The organism is Mesorhizobium sp. ESP-6-2, assembly GCF_020164675.1.
Taxonomy (GTDB): Bacteria; Pseudomonadota; Alphaproteobacteria; order Rhizobiales; family Rhizobiaceae; genus Mesorhizobium.
This window is the reverse complement of the sequence record NZ_JAIUGT010000006.1, coordinates 26,329-42,548: the sequence shown is the minus strand read 5'-3', so window position 1 is coordinate 42,548 and position 16,220 is coordinate 26,329. Positions and strand designations below refer to the sequence as shown.

Below are 16,220 nucleotides of genomic sequence, written 5' to 3'. Positions count from 1 at the left end.
TGAGATACCCCTCCCCCTCGAGGGAGAGGGAAACCCGCGCTAGATTCCCATCATGGCGCGCAGCACCTTCTTATCCGTGGCACCGCCGGCGAAATCGTCGAACGCCTTCTCCGTCACCCGGATGATGTGGTGCTGGATGAAGGGAGCGCCCTCGGCCGCGCCGTCCTCCGGATGCTTCAGGCAGCACTCCCACTCCAGCACCGCCCAGGAATCATAGTTGTACTGCGTCAGCTTGGAGAAGATGCCGCCGAAATCCACTTGTCCGTCGCCAAGCGAGCGGAAGCGGCCGGCGCGGTTCGTCCAGCTCTGGTAGCCGGAATAGACGCCTTGCCGCCCGGTCGGGTTGAACTCGGCGTCCTTGACGTGGAAGGCCTTAATGCGCTCGTGATAGATGTCGATGAATTCGAGATAGTCGAGCTGCTGCAACAGGAAGTGCGACGGATCGTAATTGATGTTGCAGCGCCTGTGACCACCAACCGCGTCGAGGAACATCTCGAACGTCGCCCCGTCGAACACATCCTCGCCGGGATGGATTTCGTAGCCGACGTCGACGCCATTGTCCTCGTAGACATCGAGGATCGGCTTCCAGCGCTTGCCTAGTTCCGCGAACGCCTCTTCGATCAATCCGGCCGGCCGCTGTGGCCAGGGATAGAGATAGGGGAAGGCCAACGCGCCGCTGAAGCTCACCGAGACGTCGAGCCCGAGATTGCGCGACGCCTTGGCCCCGAACTGCATCTGTTCGACCGCCCATTGTTGCCGCGCTTTGGGGTTGTTGTGCATCGAAGCCGGCGCAAAGCCGTCGAACTGCGCGTCATAGGCCGGATGTACCGCCACCAATTGCCCCTGCAGATGCGTCGACAGTTCGGTGATCTCGACGCCGGCGTCGGCACAGATGCCCTTCACCTCGTCGCAATAGGCCTTGGAAGACGCAGCCTTCTGGAGATCGAACAAGCGCGCGTCCCAGGTCGGGATCTGCACGCCTTTATAGCCGAGGCCAGCCGCCCATTTTGTGATCGATGCAAGCGAATTGAACGGCGCTGCATCGCCCGCGAACTGCGCCAGGAACAGTCCAGGGCCCTTCATCGTCGTCGGCATCGGCATCCTCCCTCATTGTTGTCGCGACCGAGCATAGCGCCGATTGAAGACAGGGCCAGCCACTTTGGCCTGTTCTCAACGGTCACTTGCGTGCATTGTCATTCTGGTATTACCAAACGTGGCGATTTGGTCAAGCCTTGCCACTCACACTCAGAGCCCTCCGCCGTGCCACGAGAGGGCAGCATAGTCCAATATAATCAATGGAGTAATCCAGACATTAGGTTGCCATCGCACAGTTCTTGCCGCGCGTGGGAAATTGCTGTAGACCTCGTCTTGGGCCCAATTGGTCGAACCAGTTTGCGACGAAATACTGGAACGCCTTGGGGAGGAACCGTCCGTCACATCCGGTGACGGCTTGTTGCAGGCGAACCATTAGGGACGATCCGGGAAGGACAGACCATGCATCTTTCGACGCACAACTGGATGCGCGCGGAACCGTTGGAGACGACGCTCAAGCGCATCAAGAAATTCGGCTATGAGTCGATCGAGATTTCCGGCGAGCCCGACCAGTACAAGCCCAGGGAGACGCGCGCGCTTCTCAAGGAGCACGGCATACGCTGCTGGGGCGCAGTGACCTTGATGCTGGGCGAACGCAACCTTGCCGCCCGGGACCAGGGCCAGCGCGAGCGCTCCGTGCAATACGTCAAGGACGTGTTGACCATGGTCAGCGAACTCGACGGCGAGATCATCACGCTGGTTCCCGCGACCGTCGGCAAGGTCGTGCCGGACGGCACCGAGGAAGAGGAATGGAAGTGGGTGGTCGATGCCACCAGGGAGTGCTTCGCCCACGCCAAGAAGGTCGGCGTCAAGATCGCGGTCGAGCCGCTCAACCGTTTCGAGACCTACCTGTTCAATCGCGGCGCCCAGGCCCTGGCGCTGGCCGACGCCGTCAGCCCGGAATGTGGCGTCTGCCTGGACGCCTACCACATCCATATGGAGGAATTTAACGTCTATGACGCCATCCGTAAGGTCGGAAAGCGCCTGTTCGACTTCCATGTCGCCGACAACAACCGCTTCGCCGCAGGCCTCGGCCAGATCGACTGGCCGAAGATCGTCGCGACCTTGCGGGAGGTCGGCTATGACGGGGCGCTGACCAACGAGTTCGTCGCGCCTGTCGACCGCACCCCGGCCGCACCCTACCCCGACATGGTCGAACGCCACCCGGTCGACATCTCGCCCGAGCAGCTCAAATTCATCCAGGATCACGGCTCCAGCGTGCTGACGGAAAAATTCTACACCGACCAGATGCGGATCACTGCCGAAACGCTGCTGCCGCTGATCAAGTAGCCGATCCGATTGGGAATGAGCCCTCCCGCCATCCGGCGGCAGGGCCGGGGAAGACCATGCGCATCAAAAGCGTCCAGGCCTGGTGGATTCGCATACCGATCGAGGCGGCCAAGCAGCACCGCAGCGATTTCGGTCAGGTGACGACCTTCGACGCCGCCATCCTGCGCATCGAAACCGATGACGGGCTGGTCGGCTGGGGCGAAGGCAAGAACGCCGCCGGCAGCGCCGGCAGCTATGGCGCGCTCGTCCACATGCTGAACCGCGAGGTCGGGCCGCAGCTCGTCGGCCGCGATCCGGCCGATATCGGCATCATCTGGGAAATGCTCTACAACGGCGTGCGCCACGACAGCGCGGCGCGCGCCGGCCATGCCATGCCGCAGTTGGCGCGGCGCGGCATGAGCGTGGCGGCCATCAGCGCCGTCGACATCGCGCTCTGGGACATCCTGGGCAAATCACTCGGGCAGCCGGTCTGGCGGCTGATCGGCGGCCGCAAGCTCGATCGCATGCCGGCCTACGCCTCCGGCGGCTGGGCGTCCGCCGACGCGATCGGCGACCAACTCAAATCCTATGTCGCCAGGGGCGGCTTCAAGGCGCTGAAGATGCGCATCGGCGCCATGGACGGCGCCGCGCATGTGTCGGCTGCTCGCGTTCGCGCCGCCCGTGAGGCGCTCGGCCCCGACGTCGAGTTGATGGTCGACGCCCATGGCACCTATACGGTGGCGGAGGCCAAGCGCTTCATCCATCTCGCCGGCGATCTCGACCTTGCCTGGTTCGAGGAGCCGGTGATCGCCGACGACAAGTCCGGCCTTGCCGAAGTCCGTGCCTCCGGCGCCATACCGATCGCCACCGGCGAAAGCGATGCGACCCGCTATGCCTTCCGCGACCTCGCCGTGCTCAAGGCCGCCGACATCTTCCAGCCCGATCCCGCCTTCTGCGGCGGCATCAGCGAAGCCATGAAGATCGGCACCATTGCCAGCGCCTTCAACCTCCGCTTTGCGCCGCATCTATGGGCTGGCGCGCCATGCTTCTTCGCCGGGCTGCATGTCTGCGCCGCCTCGCCGTCGAGCTTCACCGTCGAATACTCGCTCGGCGCCAATCCGATGATCCACGACCTTGTCGAAGAGACTGTCGAAGCAAGGGACGGTATGATAGCGATCCCCGAAAAGCCCGGATTGGGGTTCACCATTTCGGAGCGGTTCCTGGAGGCGCACGCGCAACGCAATTGACGATGAAAGAAAACAACCTTCTCGCGGAGCTTGCCGCCTATCTGTTCTCCCATTCCGACAAGGAGACGGGCCGAACCCCGTCGGAACGCGAACTGGCGGAGCATTTCGCCGTCAGTCGCGGCCAGATCCGTGAAGCGCTCGCCATTCTCGAGGCCATGCGCATCGTCGAGCGCAGGGCCAAGTCCGGCATCTATATCGACACCAAGCAGGCGAGCGTCGAGGCGCTGGCGCTGTTCGCGCGCGCCGGCCTGCCGCTCGATCCCTTGCAAATCTACGAGACGGTCGAATTGCGCAAGATCCATGAGATCAAGGCGGCCGAGCTTGCATGCTCGCGTGCTACCGAGGAGAATTTCGAGCGCCTGCGCGAGATCCTGAAGGCCTCGGAAGAACGCATTGCGGCAGGCGAAGGCCTCGCCAAGGAGGATCGCGAGTTCCATCTCGAGATCGTGCGCGCCACCAAGAACGGCGTCTTCCACAACATCTGCAGCGTCTACTATTTGATGGGCGAGCAGCGCCTGCCGATCTACTTCAACGATCCGGAGCGCAGCGTGCGCTCGCATGCCGAACACATCCAGATCTACGAGGCGCTTCTGCGGCGCGACGGCAATCTCGCCCAGGCGCTGATGAGCGCCCACCTGCAGGGCGCGGAAAGCTACTGGAAGGGCCTGATCGAAGGCCTCGAGGCGGCGCCGCAAAGCCCGACGCTCGAACAGGCCTGATCGTGGCTCAGACCGTCCCAAAGATCCTGTCGACCCATACACTGCACCCGCGCGCCTCGGCCAAACTGGCAGGCGCCGGCCAGCTTGTGATCGCTTCGGCGCTCGATGCCGCCACCTTGGCCCGGGAAGCGAAAGATGCCGACATCGTTATCGTGCGCGCGCCGCTGCCGCCGGCGCTGTTCGAGGGCGCCTGGAAACTGAGGGCAGCGATCCGCCATGGCGCCGGGCTCGACATGATCCCGATGGAAGCAGCGACCGCGGCAGGTGTGCTGGTCGCCAACGTGCCGGCGGTCAACGCACGCTCGGTGGCCGAGCATGTTATGTTTGCAGCCCTCGCCCTGCTTCGGCAGTTCCGTGTCGTCGACCGCGACCTGCGCGCCAAGGGCTGGCTTGCCGGTCGCGAGCACGCCAATTCCAACGTCGAGCTCGCCGGCAAGACGATCGGTATCGTCGGTCTCGGCGCGGTCGGACAGGCCGTTGGCCATATCGCCGCGCATGGATTCGACCTGAAAGTGGTGGCAACGACGCGCAGCATGCAGCCGGCACCGGACAAGGTCGGCTTCCTGTCGATCGACGCGCTGGTCGAGCAGAGCGATATCATCGTCCTGTGCTGCCCGCTGACGCCGGAAACGCGCGGCCTGATCAGCCGCGAACGCATATCGCGCATGAAACCCAACGCGTTGCTGATCAACGTATCGCGCGGGCCGGTCGTCGATGACGACGCGCTGATCGAGGCCTTGCGGGAGCGCCGCATCGGCGGTGCCGCGCTCGACGTGTTCTCGACGCAACCGCTGCCACAGGATCATCCCTATTTCAGCTTCGACAATGTCGTCATCACCCCGCATATGGCCGGCATCACCGAGGAATCGATGATGCGTATGGGCGTTGGCGCGGCCGGCGAGGCCCTCCTGGTGCTGGCAGGCAAATTGCCGGTCAATCTGCGCAACCCGGAAGTGGTCGGGCACTATCGGCGACGGTTTCCCGCCGACAGCTAGACCATCGCCGTTTCGCCCCAATTCTTCGCGACGCTGGAGCCATGTCCGTTCTTCGCCTCGCATTGCTGTGCCTTGCCACCACCTCAGCGGGCTCGCTGCCCTCGCTCGCCGCGGCCGAAAGCAGCTATGTCTATTGCGACAACGGGCTGCGCTGCTTCAAGGCTCCCTGCCCATCGAACAGCGCGCTCGACCTCGCCACCGGCAAGATCATCAAGGGCGTGTCGATCGACACCGGCGGAGTGCCGACGAAGGACAAGGCGATGATCGAGGCGTCGGATGCGCTCCCTGCCGGCAGGATTGTCGTCAGGGGATCGATCGAGCGACGCACCCAGACCATCACGGGCAAGCAGTACAGCCTGCCGTGGCTGGTCGCGACGGCCGTCGAGCGCGCCGCCAAGGACAGCGAGCGCAAGCACTGCTCAGCACACTGACATTCGGTTCGGTCCCGATCAGCCGCCCAGCAGCCTCTCCACTTCGGCGGCGATGCTCAGCAGACGGTGGTCATGGCCGTGGCGCGCCACCAGCATCAAGCCGGCCGGCAGCGCCATGCCTGGCATCGGCAGCGAGATCGCGCAGAGATCGAACTGGTTGGCTACCTGCGTGTTGCGCAGCAGCAGGCCCTCCGTGCGGTCGCGCAGCTCGGCATCTTGCGCCAGGGACACGATGGTCGGCGCCGTCACCGGCGTGGTTGGCAGAGCCAGCACGTCGACCGATGCCAGCCGCTCATCCATGGCGGCGGCCAACGCGGCACGGCGACGCAGCGCCCTGATATAGACCGGGGTCGGCAGCATTGCCGCCCGCGACAGGGGTCCGCTCACATGCTGGTCAACCGGCACCGGAGCGCCTGCCGCCAGCCAGTCTGCATGCACTTCGGCCCCTTCCATCGCGGCGATCGAACCGCGTTTTGTGACGGCGCGAAGGTCCGCGATCATATCGTCGATCGAAAGGTCCGCGATCCGTGCGCCGGCCTGCTCGATCTTGCCGAGGCAGCGCTCGAACGCTGCCGCCACCGCGTCTTCAGTCTCTCCGAAAAGCACGCCGCGCGGGAGACCGATGCGCAGCCCCGCAAGGGCGAGTGGCGCCGGCACCGCCAGTTCCTCGCCCGCCATCACCGCATCGGCCGCGGCGCATTGCGCCACGGTGCGCGCGAGCGGCCCGACCGAGTCCAGCGTGGCCGACAGCGGAAAGGCGCCGGTGAGCGGCACCCGCCGCGCCGTCGGCTTGAAGCCGACGACGCCGTTGAGTGCCGCCGGAATACGGATCGATCCGCCGGTATCGGAACCGATGGAGATTTCGCTCGTCCCCTCGCCGACGGAAACGCCGGCGCCGGAGGAAGAGCCGCCGGGAATACGGTCGGCATCGGCCGCGTTGCCGGGCGTGCCGTAGTGCTGGTTGTCGCCGATGGCGGTAAAGGCGAACTCGGTCATGTTGGTCTTGCCGATGATCACCGCGCCGGCTTGCCGCAGCCGGCGCACAATCATGGCGTCGCCAATTGCGGGCGCAGCATCCTTGAGCAGCAGCGATCCGGCCGTGGTCGCCTCGCCGCAGACATCGAACAGGTCCTTGATCGAAACGATCGTTCCGTCGAGCGGTCCGAGCCTCACGCCGGCCCTTCGCCGCGCGTCGGCGGCATCGGCTGCGGCTCGCGCGGCTTCGGCATAGAGTTTCGTGAACACACGTTCTTCACCGGCACGGGCGGCGAGGCGCGCAAGGATAGTTTCCAGGTGATCGCGGACGGATTGCATATTCGGTGTCGGACTCCGGACCTCTGGGACGTCTTAAGCTTAGCAGCCGGCGCGTGGCGTACCGAGACTTAACCCGGTGCGGGCGGTTTTGCACCCCTGGCGGACGCAAGGAAGAAAACGATGCTCTACAAAGGCAGCTGTCATTGCGGCAAGGTCGCTTTCGAGTTCGAGGCGGAACTGACCGGAGCCGTGCGGTGCAATCGCTCGATCTGCGCGCGCAAAGGGGCCTTGCTGTGCGCCGTTCCGCATCGGGCGCTGCGGGTACTGGCCTGGGGCGACGAGATCGGCACCTACACATTCGGCAACCACGCCATCGCGCACCGCTTCTGTCGCACCTGCGGCATCCATCCTTTCGCCGAGGATGTGCGCGAGGGGAGTGAACGCAGCGCCTATATCAACATCAACTGCGTCGCCGATGTCGATCCTTCCGCCTTGTCGATCTTCGACTTCGACGGGCGTTCAGCCTGAATTTCACCAGCGGCCTGCCGTGCCCGCCTGTCAGCGACGCCGCCATCGCAACGGCAACGGCCCGAGAACCTTGATGGTTCTCGGGCCGTTGCCCACGTCAGGGAGGATTGTCGGGAGAGCCTACCCGGCGCGTTTTGGGCCGAGCAGGAACACCACGACGGCGGCCAGCAAGGTCGCCGCGCCGCAATAGGCGAAGGCACTGGCGACGCCGGCATGATCGACCAGCAGGCCGCCGAAGACGGCGCCGAGCGCAATCGCCACCTGGAAGGTCGCGACCATCAGGCCGCCGGCGCTCTCGGCCTGATCGGGCGCGGCCCGCACCAGCCAAGTCTGCAGCCCGACCGGCACCGCGCCGAAGGCAAAGCCCCAGGCCGCGACGGCGGCGGCGGCGACCGCCGGCGAAGCGCCGAAGACCAGCATCGAAGCGGCGGCCGCTGCGATCAGCAGGGGCGCCAACGCGACGGCGGCCTTGAGATTGCGTTCGGCCAGAATGCCGCCGGCGATATTGCCGAAGAAGCCGCCTATGCCGTAGGCCAGGAGCACCAGCGAGATTGTCTCGATGCCGAGCATCGGGATCTTCTCGAGGAAGGGGCGCACATAGGTGAAGCCGGCAAAGTGCCCCGAAGCGACCAGCAGCACGACCAGCAGCGCTACCCTGATCGACGGGCGCTCCAGCACCTCGAGCAAAGTGCGGAAACTTGCCACGCCCATCGGCGGCAGCTTCGGAATGGTGGCCACCTGCACCAGCAACGCCAGCGCAGCGACGACCGTGGCGATCATGAAAGCCGTGCGCCAGCCCCAGATATCGCCGACATAGGCGCCGACAGGGGCGGCGGTGACGGTGGCCAACGAAACGCCGGTCAGGATGATCGACATGGCGCGTGGCATCAGCCGCATCGGCACCAGCCGCAAAGCCATGGCCGCCGACATCGCCCAGAAGCCGCCCAGCGCAACGCCGAGCACGACGCGGGCAAGCAGAAGCATGGACAGCGACGAGGCAAAGGCGGCCAAAAGGTTCGAGGCGATGAGGAATGCCGTCAGCATCCACATCACCAGCCTGCGGTCCATGCGCCGTGTTATGATCGCCATGGTCGGAGCGGCAATGGCGCCGACGATCGCGGTCGCAGTGACCGCCTGTCCCGCAACGCCTTCGCTGACGCCGAGATCGCTCGCCATCGGCGTCAACAGGCTGGCGGGCAGGAATTCCGCCGTGACGAGACCAAAAACACCAAGCGCCAGCGAAACAACGGCCCCCCATGCCGGCTCCGTTCGTTCCTCCTGATCGACAGTGTTCAATAGGGCGGCGTCGACGACGCCCGTCGCGGGTTCGGCCATGGTCAGTCTCCGATGAAGTTGCAGCGCAACATTTGGCTGCACTGCAACATAGGGAGTGACGGCCTGGAGTTTCCATGCTAGAAACACCATTATGTTTGACCGTTCGTCCAAAACTTCGACCACTGGCGATCCGCTGACCGACATATTGCGCGGGCTGCGTCTCGACGGCGTCGACTACGCCCGTTGCGAAATGCGGGAGCCTTGGGGCATCCAGTTTCCGGCCCAGGCAGCGGCGCGATTCCACTTCATCGGCCGCAAGGGCTGCTGGCTGATGCAGCCCTCGGGCGAGTGGGTAGAGCTCAAGGTTGGCGACGCGGCACTGCTGCCGCGTGGCGCAGCGCATGTGCTGGCAAGCGAACCGGGCACCAAGGCTTGGCCGATCCAGGGCTACGCTGCCGAAGAAGTCTGCAAGGACGTCTATTGCATGTCCAACGAGGCCATGTGCCCCGATGGTCGCTGTCCGGGCACGCTGCTTTTTTTCGGCAGCATGTACTTCAACATCGATGGCCTGCATCCCCTGCTCGGCATGATGCCTGACGTCATGCGCGCGCATGAACTCGAAGCTTATGAGCCGGGTATACCGCATCTCCTGGACTCGATGGCGCGTGAAGTGACGATGGAGCGCGTCGGCTCCGGCGGCATTCTGGCGCGGCTCGCCGACGTCCTTGCCGCCACCGTGATCCGCTCATGGGTCGAGCGCGGCTGCGGCGATTCAAGCGGTTGGATCGCGGCGGTCAGGGACCCGGACATCGGGCGCGTTCTGGCCGCCATCCATCTCGAACCGGACCGCGACTGGACCGTCGAGGCGCTTGCCAGGATGATGGGCGCCTCGCGATCGGGTTTTGCCGAGCGTTTTGCCACCATTGTCGGCGAGACGCCGGCCAGGTACGTCACCCAGGTGCGCATGCACCAGGCCCGGCAATGGCTGGTGCGCGATCGCCAGAAGATTTCCGTCGTCGCCACACGCCTGGGCTACGAATCGGACGCCGCCTTCAGCCGGGCCTTCAAGCGCGTCATCGGCTCGGCTCCCAGCCACCTGCGTGCCGAGGAACATGCAGAGATCCGCCAGGCCGGCTGAAGCGCAAGGCCGTGACTTCAGGCTGGAGCAATTCCATCCCGAATTGCCCGAAGAGATACGGCAGTTCAGCGTTCCGTGGGACGCTGAACTGCTGTAGGAATCGGCATGGAGTTGACCTCGCCCAACGATACTGTGCCGGGCCCGGGGGGTGCGTTGACCGAGATGTTGCGCGCGCTGCGGCTCGAGGGCGTCGACTATGGCCGCTGCGAACTGGGCGCGCCGTGGGCCGTGCTCTTTCCCGTGCAGAAGGCGGCGCGGTTTCACTTCATCGGCCGTGCCGGATGCTGGCTGCTTTCGCCACTAGGCGAATGGATGGAACTGAAAGCCGGCGATGCATTGCTGTTGCCGCGGGGCGCCGAGCATATCCTCGCCAGCGCACCCGGTGTGCAAGCCGAACCGCTCGAAAGCTACAGCGTCGAGCCCCTGCAGGACAATGTCCACGCCGTCTCGAACGGCGGCCATGGTGCAAAAACCCTGCTGTTCTGCGGCAGCATGCACTTCAACCACGATGGCTCGCATCCACTGCTGGCCATGATGCCGGATATGCTGCGCGCGAAGGAGCTGATGGCCGGCGAGCCAGGCATCCCGCATTTGCTGGAAGCCATGGCCGACGAGGCGACGAGGAACCGGGCCGGCTCCGGCATGATGCTGGCGCGGCTGGCCGATGTATTGGCCGCAGCCATCATCCGCTCCTGGGTGGAGAACAGCACCGGTGACATCACGGGTTGGATCGCGGCGATCAAGGATCGGGACATCGGCCGCGTGCTGGTAGCAATTCATCGGCAGCCCGACAGGAACTGGACCGTCGAAGCGCTGGCCCGCGAAATGGGCGCCTCACGGTCGGCTTTTGCCGAACGTTTCACGGCCGTCGTCGGAGAGACACCGGCAAAATATGTCGCCGGGGTGCGCATGCATCAGGCAAGGCGGTGGCTCGTGGAAGAAGGGGTGCGGGTGTCGGTGATCGCCGCCAGATTGGGCTATGATTCGGAAGCGTCGTTCAGCCGGGCCTTCAAGCGCATCGTCGGCAGCCCGCCCAGCCATTTGCGCGCCGCGGGCGGCGGCTCGGGAAAAGGCTAAATCAACGCTGTTTGGAGTGGCGATTTCCGGCCTGGATGAATTGCCAAGTGTTCCGGACAGAATGCCATTCCCGGTTTGGCCATTTGCAATAGCTTGCCGTCCAAAAGGCGAGCGCCGGCGGCAACTCGGCACGAAGAGGGGAAGCGATGCCAAATCATCTGAAAATCCTGACGCTGGCCGCAATGCTCATTATCCCCGACCATGCCTTTGCCCTTGAGGACAGCTATCTGCCGGCCAACAAGATTCCCTATGTTTCTGAGGCGCCGGACCAACCGCAGCGTCTCGGACCGCTATGGGGAAAAAGGGCCAAGGGCCCCGCGGGTACCTTGCTGAAAGTCCCGGGCAACTGGCGCGCTCCTGTTCACGCGCACACCGCCGATTATCGCGCCGTGGTGATCCAGGGCCTATGGGCGCACTGGCAGATGGAAGGCGGCGAGGCGAGCAAGGTCGAGCTGCCTCCCGGATCCTACTGGACCCAGAAGGCCAATGAGATGCATGACGACGCCTGCCTCTCGGACACGGAGTGCGTGATCCTGCTGATCAACACCGAGCCCTATGAGACCTACCTGCCGAAGTAGAGGTGCGGGACGGCTGTCGACCGGCATTGCTGCGGGACTTCAGAACTCGGGTTGACAAGACCTGACCACAGCCAGTCCCGCTGTGGCAGTTTCCCATGATAGGAATTTTTTCTTGACTGGGTGAAGGCAACTATGGTAGATATTTGGTTATGGTGCTGAGTTGCGCCAGGGACTCGCCGCACAGGCGGGTTTTTCCGTTCAAGGCTTCAGCAACAGCGCACCGACCAAGGCTCCGGAGGGACCCGTTAACCCGGATTCCTTGCCCTGCCGCAAGGCGGGTTTTTTGTTTAGGGCGCTGTCCGGAACATAGCATTCGCGATATTCGCCTCATCCGGCGTGACGCAAACTCACGCCGCTGCCCTTGTCGAACAGCACCACCTTGTCCGGATTCCAGGCAAAGCGCACCGGCTGCTCGATCGCGACATCGGTCCTCGCCGGCACCGTGGCGCGCAGCGTGGTCTCGCCCACGCGCAGCGTCAGGATCTTTTCCACGCCATGGTTTTCGACGTCGTGGACGCGCGCCTCGACCGGCGCACCGCTCTCGAGATAGACATCCTCGGGGCGGATGCCGAAGACGAGCGGGCGACCGTCGGTCGCCGCACTCGCCCTGGCTCCCCCCGAAAGCGGCAATTCGAAATTCAGCGGCGCCATGATCGCACGATCGTTGACAAGCCTGCCGTCGATGAGGTTCATCGGCGGCGAGCCCACGAAGCTCGCCACATAGGTGTCGCGCGGATTGTTGTAAATCTCATGCGGCGTGCCGGTCTGGGCGATGCGGCCATGGTTGAGCACGCCCACCTTGTCGCCCATCGACATCGCCTCGATCTGGTCGTGGGTGACGAACAGGAAGGTGGCGCCGAGCTGCATCTGCAGGTTCTTCAGTTCCGTGCGCAGCGCCTCGCGCAGCTTGGCGTCCAGCGCCGACAGCGGCTCGTCCATCAGGAACACGCGCGGCTTGCGCACGATGGCGCGGCCGATCGAGACGCGCTGCATCTCGCCGCCCGAAAGCCGGTCGGTCTTGCGGTCGAGCAGATGCTCGATCCTGAGCGTGCGCGCCGCGCGGTCGACGCGATCCTTGATTTCGGCGTCGGGCAGCCGCCGGATCTTCGGCTTCAGCGGGAATTCGAGGTTTTCGCGCACCGTATAGCGCGGGTAGAGTGAATATTGCTGTAGCACCAGCGCCACGTCGCGCTCGGCGGCGCCCCAGTCGGCAACGTCAATGCCGTCGATGAAGACCTGGCCCTCGCTCGGCTTTTCCAGTCCGGCGATCAGCCGCAGCGTCGTTGTCTTGCCCGCGCCCGTCTCGCCGAGCAGGACGAAGAACTCGCCATCGGCGATGTCGAGATCGAGCCCGGTCAGCGCGGTGTGGTTGCCGAAGGTCTTGGAGATATTCTTGAGTTGGATATGGGCCATCAGAGTCTCACTCCGAGCGACTTGCCGCTCGCCGCGTCGAAGAAATGCGCCTGTGTCGGATCGATCCTGGCGAACACCCTCTCGCCGGGACCCGAAATGAAGCCGCTCTTGGTGCGCGCGCGCAGCATCTTGGAGCCGACTTTCAGGTCGACGATGTCGAACGAGCCGAGCGGCTCGACGATCTGCGTCTCGACCAGCATGAAACCCTCCGCCGCCTCACGGCGGATGAGGACGCCTTCCGGCCTGATGCCGAGTGCCAGCCGGCCGCCCGCATGGCCGTTGAGCTTCGACAGGAGCGCGCGCGGGAACTCGAAGCCGGTTGGCGCATCACCCACCGTCACCGAGGCCGACGAGGCTTTTTCGGCCACCGCCGCGTCGGCCACGTTCATCACCGGACTGCCGACGAATTGTGCCACGAACAGGTTGGCCGGGTGCGAATAGACCTCGTCGGGCGAGCCCACCTGCTGCAGCACCCCCTCATGCATGATGACGATGCGATCGGCGAGGCTCATCGCCTCGATCTGGTCGTGGGTGACGTAGATGGTGGTCGAGCCCTGCTTGATGTGCAGCCGCTTGATCTCTGCCCGCATTTCCTCGCGCAACTTGGCGTCGAGCGCGCCGATCGGCTCGTCCATCAGCATCGCCTTCGGCCGCCGCACCAGCGCCCGGCCGATCGCCACGCGCTGCATGTCGCCGCCCGACAGCGCCGACGGCTTCTTGCCGAGCAGGTCCGTGATTTGCAGCGTCTTGGCGACCGAGCGAACTTCCTGGTCGATTTCGCTCTTGCTCTTTCGCGTGGCGCGCAAGGGAAAGGCGATGTTCTCGTAGACGCTCATATGCGGGTACAGCGAGAACGACTGGAAGACCATGGCGATGTCGCGGTCGGCGGCCTTCAGATGCTGGATGGGCTTGCCGTCGATGAGGATGTCGCCCTCGTCGATCGTCTCCAGCCCGGCAATGGCGCGCAGCGTCGTCGTCTTGCCGCAGCCCGACTGGCCGAGCAGCACGATGAACTCGTTGTCTTCGATCCTGAGGTTGAGGTCCTTGATGACCTGGACGGCGCCGAAGAACTTCTGGACGCCGCGAAGCTCGATCTGGGTCAATGCTGCGCTCCCGGATTTCGCTGCGGATCGCCTGACTGGCCGGTCCCGGCTTCCTCTTGCGGTGCGATCTTGGAGGTGATGTTGAAGCCGATCAGGCCGATCAGGATGATGGTCAGCCCATAGCTGTGCAGCAGCAAGTTCCAGGGCTGGCAGAGCGCAACGATGCCGAGCACCATCAGCACCTGGCTGCCTGGTTCCAGATATTTCTGGTTGATGGCGCGAAAGCTCATTTGCGGATCGCTCCGAAGGACATGCCGCGCAACAGGTGATTACGAAGCAGGAAGGTGAAAATGGCGACAGGAAGCAGGAACAGGAAAGTGCCGGCGGCGATCACCGTCCAGTCCGGCAGGCCGGAGCCGACCTGGCTCGGGATGAAGGGCGGCGCGGTCTGGGCGCGGCGATTGGTCATGATCAGCGCGAAGGCATATTCGTTCCATGCCGTGATGAAGCAGAATACGGCCGTGGCGGCGATGCCGGTGGCGGCTTCGGGCAGCACGATCTTGAAGAAGGCTTCCATGCGCGTATAGCCGTCGACGAGCGCCGCTTCCTCGTACTCCTTCGGGATCTCGTCCATGAAACCCTTCATCAGCCAAACCGAGAAGGACAGGTTGAAGGCGGTGTAGAGGATGATCAGCCCGATATGGGAATCGTTGAGGCCGACCGCCCGGTACATCAGGAACATCGGGATCGCCACCACCACGGGCGGCAGCATGCGGGTCGACAGGATGAAGAACAAAAGGTCCGCCTCGCCCTTGACCCTGAAGCGCGAGAAGCCATAGGCGGTGAACGTGCCCATGCCGACCGCCAGCACCGTCGAGGTGATCGCGACGATCAGCGAATTCATGAAGCGGTTCGGATAGCCCGACCATTGCACCTGGCCCTTGCCGTCGCGCACGATCTTTTCGCCGCCGTCGAAGACGACGCGTTCCCACCAGGGCGCCGCCGCGTATTCTTCCGGCGAAGGCGGGCTGCGCAATTGCGAGCGCTTGGTGAACAGCTTCACGAAGGGCGATATCTCCGGCTGGAACACGACGGTCGGCGGGATGGTGGTGGCAAGATTGCGCGGCTTGAACGCCGTCGAGGCGATCCAGTAGATCGGCGCCAGGAAGATCACTGTCGCCACCAGCACGGCGACGATTGCGACGCGGTTGAGGGCGATCTCGGAAGAAGTGCGGACGGCGGCCATCTCAGCGCTCCTTCACTTTGTTGAGATATTTGACGTAGATGTTGGTGATGGCCAGCACCATGATCAGCACGATGTAGGCGAGCGCGCAGGAGCGCCCGGTCTGCCATTCCTGGAACGCCATCTTGTAGAGCCGGATCGAGATCAGTTCAGCGGTCGGCTGGGTGGTCAGGATATAGGCCAGATCGAAGGTCTTGAACGCTTCCATGGTGCGGAAGATGACGGCGATCATCAGGATCGGCGCGACCAGCGGCAAGGTGATGCGGAAGAAGGTGTAGAACGGACCGGCGCGGTCGATAGCGGCGGCTTCGTAGAGGTGCTTCGGCACCGCCGAGAGGCCGGCCAGCGACAGCAGCATGACGAAGGGCGACCACATCCAGATGTCGGTCAGCGCCACCGCGTAGAGTGCCATCTTGGGGTCGGCCAGCCACTCGAAATTGCCAAGCCCGAGCGCATAGTTGATGACGCCCCATGACGGGTCGTAAAGCAGTTTCCAGAACAGGCCGACGACGGCCATCGACAGCATCATCGGCAGCAGCAGCAGGGTCGTCAGCAGGCCCTTCAGCGGGATATCGCGGTTGAGCAGCATCGCCACGCCGAAGCCGACCAGCAACTGTCCGGCGACCGAGATGATCACGTATTTGGCGGTGATGGCGAAGTTGGACCAGACATAGGGGTCGCTGAGCAGGTCGCGGTAGTTCTGCAACCCGACGAAATTCGCCGCCGCGTTGGTCGAGGCGCGGAAATCGGTGAAGGAATAGCCGAGCGAATAGATCAGCGGAAAGATGTTGAAGACGATCAGGAACAGGATCGTCGGGATGATGAAAAGATTGCGGATTGAAATATCGCTAAGGCCACGCGCGGCCGCGCGTGAAGATCTGTCCAGCGTGGTGATCATCGTGGTCGCCAAGACCCTGC

The 16,220-nt window shown here is 64.1% G+C and carries 17 protein-coding genes; 9 read left to right on the top strand and 8 right to left on the bottom strand.

Annotated elements, in window-relative coordinates; genetic code table 11:
- Positions 1 to 39: 39 nt before the first annotated feature.
- The gene (locus LB532_RS17165; protein ID WP_224557000.1) at positions 40 to 1,095 is read right to left on the bottom strand and encodes a sugar phosphate isomerase/epimerase family protein; all 1,056 of its coding nucleotides are present in this window, start codon (positions 1,093 to 1,095) and stop codon (positions 40 to 42) included.
- A 399-nt stretch (positions 1,096 to 1,494) separates the two neighbouring features.
- On the opposite strand from LB532_RS17165, the gene LB532_RS17160 reads away from it, so the two are divergent.
- From LB532_RS17160 to LB532_RS17140, 5 genes are read left to right on the top strand one after another with little or no spacing between them, the layout of a single operon-like run.
- Positions 1,495 to 2,382 (top strand): sugar phosphate isomerase/epimerase family protein, encoded by an 888-nt coding sequence (locus LB532_RS17160; RefSeq protein WP_140640433.1) that lies wholly within the window; start codon positions 1,495 to 1,497, stop codon positions 2,380 to 2,382.
- Between the two features lie 56 nt (positions 2,383 to 2,438).
- On the top strand, positions 2,439 to 3,608 hold the full coding sequence (locus LB532_RS17155; protein ID WP_140500381.1) for a mandelate racemase/muconate lactonizing enzyme family protein: 1,170 nt from the start codon (positions 2,439 to 2,441) through the stop codon (positions 3,606 to 3,608).
- A gap of 2 nt (positions 3,609 to 3,610) precedes the next feature.
- Positions 3,611 to 4,327 (top strand): FadR/GntR family transcriptional regulator, encoded by a 717-nt coding sequence (locus LB532_RS17150; protein WP_140640431.1) that lies wholly within the window; start codon positions 3,611 to 3,613, stop codon positions 4,325 to 4,327.
- Positions 4,328 to 4,329: 2 nt separating this feature from the next.
- Positions 4,330 to 5,322 carry a hydroxyacid dehydrogenase gene (locus LB532_RS17145; protein ID WP_140640429.1) on the top strand — a complete coding sequence of 331 codons (993 nt, stop codon included), beginning with the start codon at positions 4,330 to 4,332 and terminating at the stop codon, positions 5,320 to 5,322.
- 41 nt (positions 5,323 to 5,363) lie between these two features.
- Entirely contained in the window at positions 5,364 to 5,753 is a 390-nt protein-coding gene (locus LB532_RS17140) for a hypothetical protein (RefSeq protein WP_140640427.1), read from the top strand.
- Positions 5,754 to 5,771: 18 nt separating this feature from the next.
- On the opposite strand, the gene LB532_RS17135 is transcribed toward LB532_RS17140, so the two are convergent.
- Positions 5,772 to 7,067: an amidase gene (locus tag LB532_RS17135; RefSeq protein WP_140640425.1), complete on the bottom strand. Its 1,296-nt coding sequence runs from the start codon at positions 7,065 to 7,067 to the stop codon at positions 5,772 to 5,774.
- A gap of 120 nt (positions 7,068 to 7,187) precedes the next feature.
- Between LB532_RS17135 and LB532_RS17130 the strand changes: the two genes are divergently transcribed.
- On the top strand, positions 7,188 to 7,535 hold the full coding sequence (locus LB532_RS17130) for a GFA family protein (RefSeq protein WP_140640423.1): 348 nt from the start codon (positions 7,188 to 7,190) through the stop codon (positions 7,533 to 7,535).
- A gap of 120 nt (positions 7,536 to 7,655) precedes the next feature.
- Here LB532_RS17130 and LB532_RS17125 read toward each other — a convergent pair whose 3' ends face one another.
- On the bottom strand, positions 7,656 to 8,870 hold the full coding sequence (locus LB532_RS17125) for an MFS transporter (RefSeq protein ID WP_140640421.1): 1,215 nt from the start codon (positions 8,868 to 8,870) through the stop codon (positions 7,656 to 7,658).
- A gap of 91 nt (positions 8,871 to 8,961) precedes the next feature.
- Here LB532_RS17125 and LB532_RS17120 point away from each other — a divergent pair, with 91 nt between their 5' ends.
- The 3 genes from LB532_RS17120 (at position 8,962) to LB532_RS17110 (ending at position 11,603) form a co-directional block, all read left to right on the top strand.
- Positions 8,962 to 9,948, top strand: a complete 987-nt coding sequence (locus LB532_RS17120; RefSeq protein ID WP_140640419.1) for an AraC family transcriptional regulator — start codon at positions 8,962 to 8,964, stop codon at positions 9,946 to 9,948.
- A gap of 105 nt (positions 9,949 to 10,053) precedes the next feature.
- Positions 10,054 to 11,025: an AraC family transcriptional regulator gene (locus LB532_RS17115; protein WP_224556999.1), complete on the top strand. Its 972-nt coding sequence runs from the start codon at positions 10,054 to 10,056 to the stop codon at positions 11,023 to 11,025.
- A 146-nt stretch (positions 11,026 to 11,171) separates the two neighbouring features.
- Positions 11,172 to 11,603 (top strand): DUF4437 domain-containing protein, encoded by a 432-nt coding sequence (locus LB532_RS17110; RefSeq protein ID WP_140640415.1) that lies wholly within the window; start codon positions 11,172 to 11,174, stop codon positions 11,601 to 11,603.
- Between the two features lie 327 nt (positions 11,604 to 11,930).
- On the opposite strand, the gene LB532_RS17105 is transcribed toward LB532_RS17110, so the two are convergent.
- Genes LB532_RS17105 through LB532_RS17085 form a run of 5 tightly spaced genes read right to left on the bottom strand, consistent with a single transcriptional unit; the run spans position 11,931 to position 16,212 of the window.
- Positions 11,931 to 13,016 (bottom strand): ABC transporter ATP-binding protein, encoded by a 1,086-nt coding sequence (locus tag LB532_RS17105; protein WP_140640413.1) that lies wholly within the window; start codon positions 13,014 to 13,016, stop codon positions 11,931 to 11,933.
- Positions 13,016 to 14,119, bottom strand: coding sequence for an ABC transporter ATP-binding protein (locus LB532_RS17100; protein ID WP_140640411.1), 1,104 nt, complete (start codon positions 14,117 to 14,119; stop codon positions 13,016 to 13,018). The genes LB532_RS17105 and LB532_RS17100 overlap by 1 nt, the downstream gene beginning before the upstream one ends.
- A complete protein-coding gene (locus LB532_RS17095; RefSeq protein WP_140513808.1) occupies positions 14,116 to 14,349 on the bottom strand; it encodes a hypothetical protein in 234 nt (77 codons plus the stop codon). Before LB532_RS17095 ends, LB532_RS17100 begins: the two co-directional genes overlap by 4 nt.
- Complete coding sequence (locus LB532_RS17090) at positions 14,346 to 15,305, bottom strand: carbohydrate ABC transporter permease (protein WP_140500406.1); 960 nt, start codon at positions 15,303 to 15,305, stop codon at positions 14,346 to 14,348. Before LB532_RS17090 ends, LB532_RS17095 begins: the two co-directional genes overlap by 4 nt.
- A gap of 1 nt (position 15,306) precedes the next feature.
- Positions 15,307 to 16,212, bottom strand: a complete 906-nt coding sequence (locus LB532_RS17085; protein WP_140640409.1) for a carbohydrate ABC transporter permease — start codon at positions 16,210 to 16,212, stop codon at positions 15,307 to 15,309.
- Between the last annotated feature and the right edge of the window lie 8 nt (positions 16,213 to 16,220).

What these genes read in the sequence shown, in the direction of transcription:
- LB532_RS17165 (WP_224557000.1), bottom strand. Translation starts at nt 1,095, where the DNA reads ATGCCGACGACGATGAAGGGCCCTGGACTGTTCCTGGCGCAGTTCGCG.
- LB532_RS17160 (WP_140640433.1), top strand. Translation starts at nt 1,495, where the DNA reads ATGCATCTTTCGACGCACAACTGGATGCGCGCGGAACCGTTGGAGACG.
- LB532_RS17155 (WP_140500381.1), top strand. Translation starts at nt 2,439, where the DNA reads ATGCGCATCAAAAGCGTCCAGGCCTGGTGGATTCGCATACCGATCGAG.
- LB532_RS17150 (WP_140640431.1), top strand. Translation starts at nt 3,611, where the DNA reads ATGAAAGAAAACAACCTTCTCGCGGAGCTTGCCGCCTATCTGTTCTCC.
- LB532_RS17140 (WP_140640427.1), top strand. Translation starts at nt 5,364, where the DNA reads ATGTCCGTTCTTCGCCTCGCATTGCTGTGCCTTGCCACCACCTCAGCG.
- LB532_RS17135 (WP_140640425.1), bottom strand. Translation starts at nt 7,067, where the DNA reads ATGCAATCCGTCCGCGATCACCTGGAAACTATCCTTGCGCGCCTCGCC.
- LB532_RS17130 (WP_140640423.1), top strand. Translation starts at nt 7,188, where the DNA reads ATGCTCTACAAAGGCAGCTGTCATTGCGGCAAGGTCGCTTTCGAGTTC.
- LB532_RS17125 (WP_140640421.1), bottom strand. Translation starts at nt 8,870, where the DNA reads ATGGCCGAACCCGCGACGGGCGTCGTCGACGCCGCCCTATTGAACACT.
- LB532_RS17120 (WP_140640419.1), top strand. Translation starts at nt 8,962, where the DNA reads ATGTTTGACCGTTCGTCCAAAACTTCGACCACTGGCGATCCGCTGACC.
- LB532_RS17115 (WP_224556999.1), top strand. Translation starts at nt 10,054, where the DNA reads ATGGAGTTGACCTCGCCCAACGATACTGTGCCGGGCCCGGGGGGTGCG.
- LB532_RS17110 (WP_140640415.1), top strand. Translation starts at nt 11,172, where the DNA reads ATGCCAAATCATCTGAAAATCCTGACGCTGGCCGCAATGCTCATTATC.
- LB532_RS17105 (WP_140640413.1), bottom strand. Translation starts at nt 13,016, where the DNA reads ATGGCCCATATCCAACTCAAGAATATCTCCAAGACCTTCGGCAACCAC.
- LB532_RS17095 (WP_140513808.1), bottom strand. Translation starts at nt 14,349, where the DNA reads ATGAGCTTTCGCGCCATCAACCAGAAATATCTGGAACCAGGCAGCCAG.
- LB532_RS17090 (WP_140500406.1), bottom strand. Translation starts at nt 15,305, where the DNA reads ATGGCCGCCGTCCGCACTTCTTCCGAGATCGCCCTCAACCGCGTCGCA.